This window comes from Chromobacterium vaccinii, from assembly GCF_001855275.1.
In the GTDB taxonomy this organism is placed as follows: domain Bacteria; phylum Pseudomonadota; class Gammaproteobacteria; order Burkholderiales; family Chromobacteriaceae; genus Chromobacterium; species Chromobacterium vaccinii.
Genome location: NZ_CP017707.1, coordinates 943,230 through 959,390 on the forward strand (window position 1 = coordinate 943,230; position 16,161 = coordinate 959,390).

Below are 16,161 nucleotides of genomic sequence, written 5' to 3' on the forward strand. Positions count from 1 at the left end.
TGCTCATCTCAGCTTTCGAACAAGCGTTTCAAACTTACGTTTTAACTTGATCGATGTCAAGGCATGTCCCACTTGCCTCGCCACCCATCCCTCAGGGCAAACAAAAACGGCAATCTAATTTTAGACTGCCGTTTGAATGAAACACGCGTTAAAAGCGCTTAGTCAAGGCCTCGCAACAGATCTTGTTGAAGGTCACGCACATTTTCCAGGCCGACGCTGACGCGCAACAGCCCCTCGACGATGCCGGCGCGCTCCCGCGCCTCCGGCGTCACGCGGGCGTGCGTGGTGCTGGAGGGGTGGGTGATGGTGGTTTTCACATCGCCCAGATTGGCGGTGCGGGAAATCACCTGAACGCCGTCCACCACCCGCCACGCGGCCTCTCTGCCGCCCTTGACCACGAAAGACACCACCGCGCCGCCGCTCTTCTGTTGGCGTCGCGCGATCTCATGCTGCGGATGGCTCTCCAGGCCCGGATAATAGACACGCTCCACATTGGGCTGAGCCTCCAGCCAACGCGCCAGCTCCAGCGCGTTGGCGCTGTGCTTCTCCATCCGCAGGTGCAGCGTCTCCATGCCGGACAACAGCGTCCAGGCATTGAACGGCGCCAGCGACGGGCCCGCCGCGCGCACGTGCAGATAGATCTGCTCGATCAGCTTGTCGCTGCCCACCACCGCGCCGCCCATCACCCGGCCATGGCCGTCCAGGAACTTGGTGGCGGAGTGCATGACTAGATCGGCGCCCAGTTTCAGCGGCTGTTGCAGTGCCGGGGAACAGAAGCTGTTGTCCACCACCAACAACGCGCCATGCGCGTGGGCGATATCGGCGATGGCAGCGATGTCGGCCACCTCGGTCAAGGGATTGGACGGCGTTTCCAGGAACAGCAGCTTGGTATTGGGCCGCAGCGCCTCGCGCCATAGCGACAGGTCGCGCGCGTCGACGAAAGTGGTGGCCACGCCGAACTTGGACAGCTGATTGGCGAACAGATTGGTGGTGGAGCCGAACAGGCTTTGCGACGACACGATGTGGTCGCCGGCCTGCAGCAAAGTCATCATGATGGCCTGGATCGCGGCCATGCCGGTGGCGGTGGCGATGGCGCGCTCCCCCTCTTCCATCTCCGCCAGCCGCTGCTGGAACGCCGCCACGGTGGGATTGGTGAACCGGGTGTAGGTGTAGCCGTCGATCTCGCCGAGAAACATCGCGGCGGCCTGGGCGGCCGAATCGTAAGTGAAGCTGGAAGTGAGGTACAAGCCCTGGCTGTGCTCGTTGAACTGGCTGATCTCCCGGCCCGCGCGGATGGCCAGGGTTTCGGGATGCAGCGGAAGTTGCGGCGCGTCGGATGCCATGATGATTCTCTCTTTCTTTCTTGTCCGCCCGTCGGCGGACCGCATCCCGACATCTTGCCTGAAAACGGCGAGTTTACTAAATGCCATCAAGCCATATGCAACACGGCTCCGCGCTATTTGCCTAGCCCAGCTCCTCCGGCAGTTGCAATTGGCGCTTGGTCTGCAGCAACAAGTCCAGCGACAGGTAGCCGCCATCCTCCTGCAAGGCGATCAGCTCGTCCCGATGCGCGCCGGCCAGCCTGGCCACCAGCTCTTCGCCCTTGGGCTGCAGGTGCACCTCCACGCAGCGCCTGTCCTCTCGCCCAGGCTGGCGCCGCACCAGTTGCTGTCCCTCGCAGCGGCTGACCAGCCCCACCACGCTGTGATGATGGGACTGCAGCCGCTCCGCCAGCTCAGCCACCGTGGCCCAGCTGCGGCCCGGGTAGCCCTTCAGTTGCAGCAGCAGCAGATACTGCAGCGGCGTGATGCCGCTATCCTGGGCCAGATCCTCGCTGAACCGCAGAAAACGGCGCAGCCGGTAACGAAAATCCGCCAGACGTTCGAAATCTTCCTTGCTCAAGCTCATGCCATGACTTCAATGACAGTGGATCATGCGCGGCAGTCTAGCGCATCCCCTGCCGCCGATGCGATCCTGCTCACGCCTCCGCCATTTCACCCTGGCGCTCGCGGTAGCGCTGCTGCAAAAAGGCCTTCAGCGCCATCACCGGGCTATGCTCGTCCGGCTCGCCGCTATGCAGCAACGCCAGCTCGCCCTGCTCCATCGCTTTCAACAAGGGCAGCCAGCGCGCGGGATTGTTGCCCATGTCCGCCCAGTAGATGTCGCAGAAGGTCGCCCAACGCAGCGGCTGGAAACGCATCCAGGCCACCAATTCGTCGGTCGGCATCACCCTGGGCAGCCAGTGCCCGGCTGCCAGCGCGGAACGCGGCAACCCTCGCGGCCACTTGCTGTCCACCAGAAACGCGCCAGCCGGCGGATTCCGGCACCCCTCCACTCTTTCCAAACGTATTTCGATTCCCATGATCGTTACCTCCTGTCTTGCTTTCGCATGCGCAAACCAGTTCCTCCGGCCCTAGCCGCCTACTTTAGCTTTTAATTAAACTATCGCAATACGATATATATCGGCAAAAAATTTTTCTCTGCGGAGCGGCCGATCTCACGCATCGGCCGCTCCGCCCTGTCATCGGCTACATCGCCGCGCGGAAAATCGAGCAGACATCCTGATGGCTGCCCTTTCGCGGATTGGTCAACCCGCAGGCATCCTTCAGAGCATTCTCAGCCAGCGTCGGGATATCCGCCTCCTTCACGCCCAGCGCGGCCAAGCCCGCCGGGATGCCGACATCGGCGGCCAAGCGCTTGATCGCGGCGATGGCGGCCTCGGCGCTGCGCGCTTTCTCTCCCAGCGCGATGGCCACATCGCCCAGCCGCTCGCCGGCGACGGCGGCATTGAAAACCTGGACATGCGGCAGCAGCACCGCGTTGCACACGCCATGCGGCAGATCGTAGAAGCCGCCCAGCTGATGCGCCATCGCGTGCACATAGCCCAAGGAAGCGTTGTTGAAAGCCATGCCGGCCAGGAATTGCGCGTAAGCCATCTGCTCGCGCGCTTCCATGTCTTGGCCGTCCTTCACTGCGCGGCGCAGAAAGCCGGCGATCAGCTCCACCGCCTTCAAGGCGCAGGCGTCGGTGATGGGAGTGGCGATGGTGGACACATAGGCCTCCACCGCATGGGTCAGCGCGTCCATGCCGGTGGCCGCCGTCAACGCGGCAGGCATGCCCGCCATGGTTTCCGGATCGTTGACCGACAGAATGGGGGTGGTGTGCTTGTCGACGATGGCCATTTTGATGTGGCGCGACTCGTCGGTGATGATGCAGAAGCGGGTCATTTCGGACGCCGTGCCGGCGGTGGTGTTGATCGCCACCAGCGGCAGTTGCGGCTTGGCCGACTTGTCCACGCCTTCGTAATCCTGGATCTTGCCGCCGTTCACCGCCACCAGCGCGATGCCCTTGGCGCAATCGTGCGGCGAGCCGCCGCCCAGCGACACCACCACGTCGCACTGTTTTTCCCGCAGCAGCGCGAGGCCGGCGTTTACGTTGGCGCAGCTGGGGTTGGGATGGACGCCGTCGAAGATCACCGGCTCGATATCGACCGCGCCCAGCATTTCGGCGACTTTACCCGCCAAACCTGCTTTGACCAGGCCCTGGTCGGTGACGATCAGCGCGCGGCGGAAGCCGTGGCCGCGCATGGCGTCGACGGCTTGTCGCAGACAGCCCGCGCCCATCAGGTTCAGCGAGGGGATGAAGAAAGCGCTTGTGCTCATGTCCGTCTCCAGTCAGTGGATTGCCATTGAACACAGTCTGCCGCCTTCTCCCTTCGTCAACCTTGCCTCAAGTCAATAAATGCCGGCCCGGCGGCACGCGGATGGAATGCCGATCAATGCAGCATCGCGGCGTTGTCTCGCAGCCACTGGCTGGCCAGCTCGCCGAAGCCGTCCCACATGATCTGCACGCCCAGGCACAGCAGGATGAAGGCGGACAAGCGCAGGAACACCACCGAGCCGGTCTGGCCCAAGTAGCGCAACAGCTTGTCGGCATTGGCGTAGCACAGATAGACCAGCGTGCTGCACACCAGCACCGCCGTGAGACCGGCGACCGGACTGATCACGAAACGCACCAGGCCCTTGCCGCTGCCGGTCAGCGTGGCGCCGATGGTGATGGCCACCGACACCGAGCCCGGCCCCACGGTCAGCGGAAAGGTCAGCGGATAGAAGGCGCGTTGCTTGAGCTCGGCCTGGCTGTCCACCCTGGCCTGCTCGGTGGACGGCTGGCTTGATTCGGCCGGCGTGTCGTTCAGCATGCGCCACGCGGCGAAGGTGATCAGCAAGCCGCCTGACATCTGCACCACCGGCAGCGACACGCCGAAGAAGGACAGCACGTAGCCGCCGACAAACATGCTGCCGATCAACAGCAGCGCGCAATAAACGGCGATTCGCCGCGCCAGGTAGCGCCGCTGCTGCGGCGTATTGCGCGCCGTCATCGAGATGAAGATGGGCACCAGGCCGGGCGGGTTCATGATCGGCAGCAGCGCCGCCATCACGAATAGAAACTTGGTAATGAAGGTGGACAGCAACTGCATACGGCACCCCGCCTGGAAGGTTTAAAATGTTGTCAGGATAGCGGATGAAACCATAAAAAAAGCCCGCTTGCCAGCGGGCTTTTTCAAGCATTTTTCCAGGCCGATCACGCCTGCGCGGAAACCGGTTTGCCGCCGCGGGTTTCTTCCCGCAGCATCAAGGCGTTGCGATGCGCTTCGGCCAGCTCCACCTTATCCAACGGCACCATGCGGGTGTTGTGCTTGACGCGGTATCCCCACCACAGCGCCACAAACAGCGGGATGCCAAGATAAGTGGCGATGACGCCGTTCCAGTCCACCTTGGCCGCAGTGAAGGCGGTGTAGTTCTGGCCCAGCATGATCAACAGGCACAAGACGAAGGCGAACACCGGGCCCAGCGGGAACCACTTGGCCTTGTACGGCAGATCATCCAGGCTGTAACCCTGCCTCACATAGGCGCGGCGGAAGCGGTAGTGGCTGATGGCCACGCCCAGCCAGGCGATGAAGCCGGTCATGCCGGACGAGTTCAGCAGCCACATATAGACCGCGTTGCTCTGGAACAGCGAGGTCAGGAAGCACAGGCAGGCCACCAGCGTGGTGGCGTACAGCGCGTTGCGCGGCACGCCGTTGTCGGTCAGCTTGCCGAAGACCTTGGGCGCCATGCCGTTCTTGGCCATCGCGTACAGCATGCGGGTTGACGCGTACATGCCGGAATTGCCGGCCGACAGGATGGCGGACAGGATCACTGCGTTCATCAGGCTGGCGGCGAAGGCCAGGCCCGCGCGGTTGAACACCAGCGTGAACGGGCTGGCGCCGACGTCCTTCATGTCGTTCTTCAGCAGCGACGGATCGTTGTGCGGCAGGATCAGGCCGATGATCAGGATGGACAGCATGTAGAACATCAGGATGCGCCAGAAAATCTGGCGCACGGCGCGCGGAATGGTGCGGCCCGGATTGGCCGATTCGCCGGCGGCGACGCCGATCAGTTCGGTGCCCTGGAAGGAAAAGCCGACCACCATGGCGACACCGACGAAGGCGGCCAGGCCGCCGACGAAGGCGCCGTCGCCCTGCATCATCACATTCAGGCCCGGCGCGATGCGGTTCGGGTTCGGCTCGGTCATGATGCCCAGAATCATCAGGAAGCCGATGACGATGAAGGCGATGATGGTGGCCACCTTCAGCATCGAGCACCAGAACTCGGCCTCGCCGAAGCCCTTCACCGAGAAGTAGTTGAGCGCGAAGATGATGGCCAGGAAGCCGCCGCTCCACACCACGCCCGGTATGCCGGGATACCAGTAGTTCATGATGATGGCGGCCGCGGCCAGCTCCACCGCGACGGTGATCGCCCAGTTGTACCAGTAGTTCCAGCCCTGGGCGAAGCCGAAGGCCGGGTCGACGAAGCGCGAGCCGTAAGCCTGGAAGGAGCCGGACACCGGCATGAAGGCGGCCATTTCGCCCAGACTGGTCATCAGGAAGTAAACCATCAGGCCCACCAGCGCGTAAGCCAGCAGCGCGCCGCCGGCGCCCGCGCTCGAGATGGTGGCGCCGGACGCCAGGAACAGGCCGGTGCCGATGGAGCCGCCGATGGCGATCATCGACAGGTGGCGCGCCTGCAGCGTGCGCCGCAGCTCGGGCGCGTCTTGTTTCTTGCTCATATCCAACTCACTCTGTTGTTCTGCCGCGCGGACCGGAACCGGCGTCGCCCAGGCTCTGCGCCGGGCGGATGACAATCAAAGCGGCAAAGAATGACATCGATCGCCGGCATTGCCTAGCCCGGATTAGGCGATTTACGCAAAAAACGAAGATGTCATGTTCGGAAATGAACGCAGAACCCAGAGCAGGCAAGGCGAAGCCGGCGTCGCGGCGCGCCCTGCCGGGTCGGAAATTTCATGAGGCCGACACGCTACAATTCGATGCGCGCGCCCAGCTCCACCACCCGGTTGGGCGGCAGGCCGAAGTACAGCGTGGCGCTGCGTTCATTCTGCCTGAGGAAGGCGAAGACGCCGACCAGCCATCGCTTGAAGCCGCCGCTGCCCGGCGCGGCCACCAGCGTCTGCCTGCCCAGATAGTAGCTGGTGCGCAACGGTTCCAGCGGCGGCAGGCGCAGCAGCTCCGCCGCGCGCGCCATCGCTTCCGGCACGTCCGGCTCCTCCATATAGCCGTAGCTCGCCGCCACCCTGGCCACGCCCTGCCCCAGCCACTGCGCCGACACGCGCTCGCCGGCCGCCCGCGGCACGTCCAGCATCTGCAAAGTCAGCAGGACCGCGGTTTCATGCAGCGCCTGATTGTGTTTCAGATGGTGCAGCAGCACCGGCGGCGCGCCATCCGCGCTTTCGGACAGAAATACCCCTACGCCCGGAATCCGCATCAACGGATTCGCCTCCAGGCTGGAGAGCAGGGCCTCCACCGGCAACTGGCGGCCGCGGCTTTCATGCCGCTGCAGCCTCCGTCCGCCGAACCAGCACCCCATCATCGCGAAGACCGCCAGGCCCAGCAGCAGCGGCAGCCAGCCGCCATCCAAAAACTTGAGCACATTAGCCAGCCAGAAAGCCAGGTCGATCGCGAACAATCCTCCCGCCACCAGCGCCACCGCCCACCACGGCCAATGCCAGCGCCGGCGCGCCAGCACCGCGAACAGCACGGTGGTGATGGCCATGGTGGTGGAGACGGCCAGGCCGAAGGCCGCGGCCAGCTTGCCCGATTCGCGGAATCCCAACACCACCGCGATCGTGGCCAACATCAAAATCCAATTCAGCAAGGGCAGGTAAATCTGGCCCTTTTGGCTGCCCGAGGTGTGCAGCACCTTCACCCTGGGGAAAAAGCCCAGCTGCACCGACTGGTGGGTCAGCGAGAACACCGCGGTGATCAGCGCCTGCGAGGCGACGATGGTGGCCAGGGTGGACAGCGCCACCATCGGGTACAGCCCCCACTCGGGCACCATGGAATAGAAAGGCCTGCCGGACAGCTGCGGGTGCGCGAGCAGCAGCGCGCCCTGCCCCAGATAGCTCAGGATCAGCGACGGCAGCGCCAGGCCATACCAGGCCAACCGGATCGGCCGCGCGCCGAAATGGCCCATGTCGGCGTACAGCGCTTCCGCGCCGGTCAGGCACAGCACCACCGCGCCCAGCGAAACGAAGCCGGCAAAGCCGTTGCGCTGGAAATACGCGATGCCGTGCCAAGGGTTGGCCGCCTGCAGAATGACCGGGTTTTGCCACAACTGGGCCAGCCCCAGCGCGGCGATGGCCACGAACCACGCCGCCAGTATCGGGCCGAAGGCCACCCCCACCCGGCCGGATCCGAAAGGCTGCACCATGAACAGCAAAGCCAGGATGGCGACGGTGGCGGGCACCACATAGGCGGCCAGGGCCGGCGTCGCCACCTGCAGCCCTTCCATCGCGCTCAACACCGACACCGCCGGCGTGATCACCCCATCGCCGTACAGCATCGCCGCGCCGGCCAGGCCCAGCAACACCCAGCCCCAGGCGGCGCGCCCCTTGCCATCCGTCCGTCCGCCGGTAATCTGGGCCAACAGCGCCAGGATGCCGCCCTCGCCCCGGTTGTCGGCCCGCATCAGCACCAACACGTACTTGATGCTGACCATCAGGATCAGCGACCACAAAAATAGCGACACCACCCCTATCACATTATCGGGCGTCGGCCGCACACCGTGATCGCCATTGAACGCCTCCTGCAAAGCGTACAACGGGCTGGTGCCCAAATCGCCGAACACCACGCCCAGCGCCGCCAGCGCCAGCATGGCCATGGGCGGGTTCCGGCGCTTTCGGTCGGCCGCCGAAATGGCCATGCTTCTGAATGCAGCCAACATGTTTGCTCCTTGCAACGCCATCATCCAGGTAATTGACACTTCATTCAGCATGCTAGGGCCGCCAAAATAAAAGCCAGGTAGAGATTCCGCCCGGCGCATGTAAACAAATGGTAAAAACACCGCCCCCGCCATTCCATGGCCGGCAACTTCAGAATGTCATAGCAGCCAAAGCCTTAGCCTATCGAGCTTTTACCCTAACCTCATATTAAAAAGCGGATGCTCGTTTTCCATTAACAATTCACAACACAAAGCCATTTCCCACTCAAACCAGGCTAATACAATGCGCTCACTCTTATACATGCGTATTCAGCACTAAATCGCTGTTTTCACACGTAAGCGCAGCACAAAGCATGTAAAAATGTCATGCTTTGCCTACAACAACACTCAACGTCCGCCCGGAGCTTTCCGCATGTCCACCGCCGCGCCAGCCCAATCCAAACGCCTGCCCCTGATCCTCATCCTGCTCGCCGCACTGGGCGGCGGCTGGTGGTGGCACCAGCACAATCAAAGCGTCAAGGAAGCCGCCGCCCGCAACAAGGGCGCCGCGCCGATGGCGGTGGGCGTGGCCGACGTGCGGACGATGGACGCGCCCCTGCAGTTGAATGCGCTGGGCACTGTCTCTTCCACCAATACCGTGACCGTGCGCAGCCGCGTCGACGGCCAGCTGGACAAGATCCACTTCACCGAAGGCCAGCAGGTCAAGCAGGGACAGCTGTTGGCCGAGCTGGACGCCCGCCCCTACCAGGCGGCGCTGACCCAGGCCGAGGGCCAGTTGCTGCGCGACCAGGCGCTGCTGGAAAACGCCCGCCTGGATCTGGCGCGCTACAAGCAACTGGCCGGCCAGAACTCCATCTCCAAGCAGCAGGTAGACACCCAGCAGGCGCTGGTGCGACAGTACGAAGGCACGGTCAAGGTCGATCAGGGATCGGTGGCCGCCGCGCGCATCAATGTCGACTACACCCGCGTTGTCGCGCCGATCAGCGGCCGCGTCGGCCTGCGCCAGGTAGACCCGGGCAATATCGTCCACGCCAGCGACGCCAACGGCTTGGTCACCATCACCCAGACTCAACCGATCAACGCGGTGTTCGCCGTTCCCGAAACCAGCCTGGCTTCGGTGCTGCAGGCCGCCCGCGCCGACAAGGCGCTGAAGGTCGAAGCCTGGGACCGAGACAACCGCCACAAGCTGGCCGACGGCAAATTGCTGGCGCTGGACAATCAGCTGAACACCAGTACCGGCACCATCAACATCAAGGCCTCTTTCGCCAACGAACAGCAGCAACTGTTCCCCAACCAGTTCGTCAACATCAACCTGCAGTTGGGCGTGCGCAAGGACGCGGTGGTGGTCCCCACCGTCGCGGTGCAGCTGGGCAAGGTGGGCAGCTACGTCTACACCGTCGGCGGCGACTCCACCGTCAGCATCGCCAAGGTCAGGACCGGTCCGGCGTCCGGCAGCGACACCATCATCGAGAACGGCCTGAAACCCGGCCAGCGCGTGGTGATAGACGGCGTGGACAAGCTGCGCAACGGCGCCCAGGTCAAGGTGATAGACCGCGCCGCACAGGCGCGCGAAGCCGCCTCGGCCGCCTCCGGCGAGGCCAAGGGACAGAAAAAGCACGGCGCGGGCGCCTGGGGCAAGAAACACGCCTCGACGGCCAACTAAACGGGAGGACTGCGCATGAACCCCTCCCGTCCGTTCATTACGCGGCCGGTGGCCACCACTCTGATGATGGTGGCCATCCTGCTGACCGGCCTGGTCGCCTGGAGAATGTTGCCGGTATCGGCGCTGCCGGAAGTCGACTATCCGACCATCCAGGTGGTGACGCTCTACCCCGGCGCGAGCCCCGACGTGATGACCTCGTCGGTCACCGCGCCGCTGGAACGCCAGTTTGGCCAGATGCCGGGCCTGTCGCAGATGTCCTCGTCCAGCTCCGGCGGCGCCTCGGTGATCACGCTGCAGTTCAGCCTGGACCTGACGCTGGACGTGGCCGAGCAGGAAGTCCAGGCGGCGATCAACGCCGCCGGCAACCTGCTGCCGTCCGACCTGCCCAGCCCGCCGGTCTACAACAAGGTCAATCCGGCCGACACGCCCATCCTTACTGTCGCCATCAGCTCGCCTACCCTGCCACTGACCAAGCTGGAGGACATGGTCGACACCCGCCTGGCGCAGAAGCTGTCGCAGGTGCCGGGCGTGGGCCTGGTCAGCATCAGCGGCGGCCAGCGGCCGGCCGTGCGCATCCAGAGCAACCCCAAGGCGCTGGCCGCGCGCGGGCTGACGCTGGAAGACATCCGCACCGCCGTCGCCGCCGCCAACGTCAACCAGGCCAAGGGCAGCTTCGACGGTCCGACCCAGGCCTCCACCGTGGACGGCAACGACCAGCTGCAATCGGCAGACGAGTACAGGAACGTCATCGTCGCCTACCAGAACGGCGCGCCGGTCTACGTCAGGGACGTGGCCAAGGTGGTGGAATCGGCCGAAAACACCCGGCTAGCCGCCTGGTCCGGCGCCACGCCGGCCATCATCCTCAACGTGCAGCGCCAGCCGGGCGCCAACGTGATCCAGGTGACCGACCGCATCAAGTCGCTGCTGCCGCAATTGCAGGGCACCCTGCCCGGCTCGGTGGACGTGCACGTGCTGAGCGACCGCACCGTGACCATCCGCGCCTCGGTGGAGGACGTGGAGTTCGAGCTGATGCTGGCCATCGCGCTGGTGGTGATGGTGATCTTCGTCTTCCTGCGCAACGTGCCGGCCACCATCATTCCGGCGGTGGCGGTGCCGCTGTCGCTGGTGGGCACCTTCGGCGTGATGTACCTGACCGGCTTCTCCATCAACAACCTGACGCTGATGGCGCTGACCATCGCCACCGGCTTCGTCGTCGACGACGCCATCGTGATGATCGAGAACATCGCCCGCTATATCGAGGAAGGCGAGAAGCCGCTGGAGGCGGCGCTGAAGGGCTCCAAACAGATCGGCTTCACCATCATCTCGCTGACCATCTCGCTGATCGCGGTGCTGATTCCGCTGCTGTTCATGGGCGACGTGGTGGGCCGGCTGTTCCGCGAGTTCGCGGTCACGCTGGCGGTGTCCATCCTGATTTCCGCCTTCATCTCGCTGACGCTGACGCCGATGATGTGCGCGCGGCTGCTCAAGCACGTGCCGGAAGAAAAACAGGGCCGCTTCTACCACGCCAGCGGCAAGTTCTTCGACGACGTCATCGCCCGCTACGGCAAGATGCTGACCTGGGTGCTGGACCGCCAGAAAACCACGCTGCTGGTTGCCGTCGGCACCGTGGCGCTGACCGCGGCGCTGTACATCTGGGTGCCCAAAGGCTTCTTCCCGCTGCAGGACACCGGCGCCATCCAGGGCATCAGCGAAGCTTCGCAGTCCATTTCCTTCACTGCGATGGCCGACCGCCAGGAAAAACTGGCCGAGCAACTGCTGAAAGACCCGGCGGTGGACAGCCTGTCGTCCTTCATCGGCGTGGACGGCACCAACGCCACGCTGAACAGCGGCCGCCTGCTGATCAACCTGAAACCCAAGGGCGAGCGCGACGACATCCGCACCGTGCTCGCGCGGCTGCAGCAGCGCGCCGACGACGTGCCGGGCATGTCGCTGTACCTGCAGGCGGTGCAGGATCTGACCATCGACGCCCGCGTCAGCCGCACCCAGTACCAGTTCACCTTGCAGGCCACCAGCCAGGACGACCTGTCCGCCTGGGTGCCCAAGCTGGTGCGCCGGCTGCAGCAGGAGCCGGCGCTGGCCGACGTGGCCAGCGACCTGCAGGACAAGGGCCTGCAAGCCTACGTCAACATCAACCGCGATGTCGCCTCGCGCCTGGGCGTCACCACCGCGGCGGTCGACAACGCCTTGTACGACGCCTTCGGCCAGCGGCTGATCTCCACCATCTTCACCCAGACCAACCAGTACCGCGTGGTGCTGGAGGTGGACAAGGAGCACCAGCGCGATCCGCTGTCGCTGAAGGGCATCTACGTGCCCACCGCCAGTGGCGGGCCGGTGCCCCTGGACGCGGTGGCCACCATCGAGGAGCGTCCGGCCTCGCTGGCCATCAACCATCTGGGCCAGTTCCCCACCGCCACCATCTCCTTCAACCTGAAGCAGGGCGCGTCGCTGGGCGAGGCGGTGGACGCCATACGCCAGGCCGAGTCCGAGCTGGGCCTGCCCGCCAGCATGGACACCAAGTTCCAGGGCGCGGCGATGGCCTTCCAGGCGTCGCTGTCCAACACCCTGTGGCTGATCCTGGCCGCCATCGTCACCATGTACATCGTGCTGGGCGTGCTGTACGAGAGCTATATCCATCCGATCACGATTCTCTCCACCCTGCCCTCGGCCGGCATCGGCGCGCTCTTGGCGCTGATGGTGTCCGGCACCGACCTGTCGGTGATCGCCATCATCGGCATCATCCTGCTGATCGGCATCGTGAAGAAGAACGCGATCATGATGATCGACTTCGCGCTGGAGGCCGAGCGCGAACAGGGCATGGCCCCGCGCGAAGCGATCTACCAGGCCTGCCTGCTGCGCTTCCGCCCCATCCTGATGACCACGATGGCGGCGCTGCTGGGCGCGCTGCCGCTGATGATGGGCGGCGGCATGGGCTCAGAGCTGCGCCAGCCGCTGGGCATCACCATGGTGGGCGGCCTGATGGTCAGCCAGGTGCTGACGCTGTTCACCACCCCGGTGATCTACCTGGCCTTCGACCGGCTGGCGCGGCGCTTCCGCCGCAAGGACAAGCCTGAGCTGGCGGAAGAGGTGGACGCATGATTCCGTCCGCCCCCTTCATCCGCAGGCCGGTGGCGACCACGCTGTTGACGCTGGCCATCCTGCTGGCCGGCGCCATCGCCTTCAAGCTGCTGCCGGTGTCGCCGCTGCCGCAGGTGGACTTCCCCACCATTTCGGTATCGGCCAAACTGCCCGGCGCCAGCCCGGAGACGATGGCCGCCACCGTGGCCACGCCGCTGGAGCGCGCGCTGGGCCGGATCGCCGGCATCACCGAGATGACGTCGACCAGCTCGCTGGGCTCCAGCAACATCACGCTGCAGTTCGACCTGGACCGCGACATCAACGGCGCCGCGCGCGACGTGCAGGCGGCGATCAACGCCGCCCGCTCGCTGCTGCCGACTGGCATGCCGTCCAACCCGACCTACCGCAAGGTGAACCCTGCAGACGCGCCCATCATGATCATGGCGCTGACCTCGGACAGCCTGACCCGCGGCCAGATGTACGACGCGGCGGACTCCATCCTGGGCCAGAAGCTGTCTCAGGTGGACGGCATCGGCAACGTGATCATCGGCGGCGGCGCCCAGCCGGCGGTGCGGGTGGAAATGAACCCGATGCAGCTGAACCACTACGGCATCGGCATGGAAACGGTGCGTTCCGCCATCACCAGCACCAACGCCAACCGGCCCAAGGGCTTTCTGGAGAACGAAGACAAGCACTGGCAAGTGCAGGCCAACGACCAGGCCGGCAAGGCCAGCGACTACCTGCCGCTGATCGTCAGCTACAAGAACGGCAGCGCGGTGCGCATCTCCGACGTGGCCGAGGTCAAGGATTCGGTGGTGGACCTGCGCAACGCCGGCATGCTGGGCAAACAGCCGGCGGTGATGCTGATCCTGTTCCGCCAGCCGGGCGCCAACATCATCGAAACGGTGGACCGGGTGAAGGCGATGCTGCCGCAGTTGCAAGCCTCCATCCCGTCTGCGATCAAGATCAACCAGGTGATGGACCGCACCCCCACCATCCGCGCCTCGCTGTCGGAAGTGGAGCGTTCGCTGGCGATCTCCATCGCGCTGGTGATCCTGGTGGTGTTCATGTTCCTGCGCAACGGCCGCGCCACCGCGATTCCGGCCATCACCGTGCCGGTGTCGCTGGTGGGCACTTTCGCCGTGATGTATATGGCCGGCTTTTCCTTGAACAACCTCAGTCTGATGGCGCTGACCATCGCCACCGGCTTCGTCGTCGACGACACCATCGTGGTGCTGGAAAACATCTCGCGCCACATCGAGGACGGCATGAAACCGTTCCAGGCGGCGCTGCAAGGCGCGCGCGAGGTGGGCTTCACCGTGCTGTCGATGAGCATTTCGCTGATCGCGGTATTCATCCCCATCCTGCTGATGGGCGGCATCATCGGCCGCCTGTTCCGCGAGTTCGCCGTCACGCTGTCGGTGGCGATCATGGTGTCGCTGGTGGTGTCGCTGACCACCACGCCGATGCTGTGCGCGCGCTGGCTCAAAGCGCATGACGCGCACAAGGAGCCGGGCAAGCTGTTCCGATGGAGCGAGCGCATGTTCGACGCGATGCTGGACGGCTACCGCCGCTCGCTGTCCTGGGCGCTGCGCCACAGCCGGCTGATGATGGCCATCCTGGGCGCCACCATCGCGCTCAATGTGTTCCTGTACGTGGTGATCGCCAAGGGCTTCTTCCCGCAGCAGGACACCGGCCGCCTGACCGGCATGATACGCGCCGACCAGAGCATTTCCTTCCAGGCGATGCAGGTGAAACTCCAGCGCTTCATCAACGTGGTCGGCGCCGATCCGGCTGTGGACAAGGTGGTGGGTTTCACCGGCGGCGGCCAGCGCAACGGCGCCAATATGTTCGTCAGTCTGAAACCGCTGTCCGAGCGCAAGGAAAACGCCGACCAGGTGATCGCGCGGCTGCGCAAGAAGCTGGCCGCGGAACCCGGCGCCCAACTGTTCCTGCAGTCGGTGCAGGATATCCGCATCGGCGGCCGCTCCAGCAACGCGCAATACCAGTACACGCTGCAAGGCGACGATCTGAACGAGCTGCGCGAATGGACGCCCAAGGTGCAGCAGGCGATGAGCAAGATCCCCTTCCTGGCCGACCTCAACAACGACCAGGAAGTGAAAGGCCTGCAAACCACGCTCAACTTCGACCGCGCGGCGATGGCGCGGCTGGGCCTGACCCAGGCGCAGGTGGATTCGGTATTGAACGACGCCTTCGGCCAGCGCCAGGTCTCCACCATCTACAACGCGCTCAACCAGTACCACGTGGTGCTGGAGGTGGCGCCGCAGTACTGGCAGAGCCCGGAAAGCCTGCGCGACATTTACCTGCAGACGCCGGGCGGGTCGCCTACGCCGCTGTCGGCCTTCGCCAGCTGGAAGCCGACCAACACCTCGCTGTCGGTCAACCACCAGAGCCAGTTCGCGGCCACCACCATCTCCTTCAACCTGCCGCCGGGCTACTCGCTGTCCGACGCCACCCTGGCCATAGACGCGGCCATCGCCGACATCGGCCTGCCCAGCAGCATCCACGCCAGCTTCCAGGGCACGGCCAAGTCGTTCCAGGCCTCGCTGGACAGCCAGCCTTATTTGATCCTGGCGGCGCTGGTGGCGGTCTACATCGTGCTGGGCATGCTGTACGAGAGCGTGGTGCACCCGATCACCATCATCTCCACCCTGCCCTCCGCCGGCGTCGGCGCGCTCTTGGCGCTGATGGCAACCGGCGGCGAGTTCAACATCATCTCGCTGATAGGCGTTCTGCTGCTGATCGGCATCGTCAAGAAGAACGCGATCATGATGATAGACTTCGCGCTCACCGCCGAGCGCGAGCAGAAACTGCCGCCGCAAGAAGCCATCCTGCAGGCCTGCCTGCTGCGCTTCCGCCCCATCATGATGACCACGATGGCGGCGCTTTTCGGCGCGCTGCCGCTGGCGCTGGGCCACGGCGACGGCGCCGAGATGCGCACTCCGCTGGGCATCTCCATCGTCGGCGGCCTGCTGCTCAGCCAGCTGCTGACGCTGTACACCACCCCCATTGTCTACCTGTATCTCGACCGCTTCCGCCTGTGGTGCCTGAAATGGCGCGGCAGCCGCGGCCACGCGCTGGCCGGCGGCAAAGAGGAATGATTGC

At 64.7% G+C, this 16,161-nt stretch carries 10 protein-coding genes; 3 read left to right on the forward strand and 7 right to left on the reverse strand.

The window, feature by feature from the left end; genetic code table 11:
• Positions 1-158 precede the first annotated feature (158 nt).
• The 7 genes from BKX93_RS04165 to BKX93_RS04195 form a co-directional block, all read right to left on the reverse strand.
• Entirely contained in the window at positions 159-1,343 is a 1,185-nt protein-coding gene (locus BKX93_RS04165; RefSeq protein ID WP_046156970.1) for an O-succinylhomoserine sulfhydrylase, read from the reverse strand.
• A gap of 121 nt (positions 1,344-1,464) precedes the next feature.
• Positions 1,465-1,908: a MarR family transcriptional regulator gene (locus BKX93_RS04170; protein WP_021476033.1), complete on the reverse strand. Its 444-nt coding sequence runs from the start codon at positions 1,906-1,908 to the stop codon at positions 1,465-1,467.
• A 70-nt stretch (positions 1,909-1,978) separates the two neighbouring features.
• Entirely contained in the window at positions 1,979-2,362 is a 384-nt protein-coding gene (locus BKX93_RS04175; RefSeq protein ID WP_046156971.1) for a DUF488 domain-containing protein, read from the reverse strand.
• Between the two features lie 166 nt (positions 2,363-2,528).
• Positions 2,529-3,662 (reverse strand): L-threonine dehydrogenase, encoded by a 1,134-nt coding sequence (yiaY, locus tag BKX93_RS04180; protein ID WP_046156972.1) that lies wholly within the window; start codon positions 3,660-3,662, stop codon positions 2,529-2,531.
• Positions 3,663-3,775: 113 nt separating this feature from the next.
• Entirely contained in the window at positions 3,776-4,477 is a 702-nt protein-coding gene (locus BKX93_RS04185; protein ID WP_021476030.1) for a MarC family protein, read from the reverse strand.
• Between the two features lie 104 nt (positions 4,478-4,581).
• Positions 4,582-6,108 carry an amino acid permease gene (locus BKX93_RS04190; RefSeq protein ID WP_046156973.1) on the reverse strand — a complete coding sequence of 509 codons (1,527 nt, stop codon included), beginning with the start codon at positions 6,106-6,108 and terminating at the stop codon, positions 4,582-4,584.
• A 248-nt stretch (positions 6,109-6,356) separates the two neighbouring features.
• Positions 6,357-8,216, reverse strand: coding sequence for a potassium transporter Kup (locus BKX93_RS04195; RefSeq protein WP_244887235.1), 1,860 nt, complete (start codon positions 8,214-8,216; stop codon positions 6,357-6,359).
• 472 nt (positions 8,217-8,688) lie between these two features.
• On the opposite strand from BKX93_RS04195, the gene BKX93_RS04200 reads away from it, so the two are divergent.
• From BKX93_RS04200 to BKX93_RS04210, 3 genes are read left to right on the forward strand one after another with little or no spacing between them, the layout of a single operon-like run.
• Positions 8,689-9,939, forward strand: a complete 1,251-nt coding sequence (locus BKX93_RS04200; RefSeq protein WP_070978853.1) for an MdtA/MuxA family multidrug efflux RND transporter periplasmic adaptor subunit — start codon at positions 8,689-8,691, stop codon at positions 9,937-9,939.
• Positions 9,940-9,954: 15 nt separating this feature from the next.
• Positions 9,955-13,056 carry an MdtB/MuxB family multidrug efflux RND transporter permease subunit gene (locus tag BKX93_RS04205; protein ID WP_070978855.1) on the forward strand — a complete coding sequence of 1,034 codons (3,102 nt, stop codon included), beginning with the start codon at positions 9,955-9,957 and terminating at the stop codon, positions 13,054-13,056.
• Positions 13,053-16,157 (forward strand): multidrug efflux RND transporter permease subunit, encoded by a 3,105-nt coding sequence (locus BKX93_RS04210; protein ID WP_046156977.1) that lies wholly within the window; start codon positions 13,053-13,055, stop codon positions 16,155-16,157. The genes BKX93_RS04205 and BKX93_RS04210 overlap by 4 nt, the downstream gene beginning before the upstream one ends.
• The last annotated feature ends 4 nt before the right edge of the window (positions 16,158-16,161 follow it).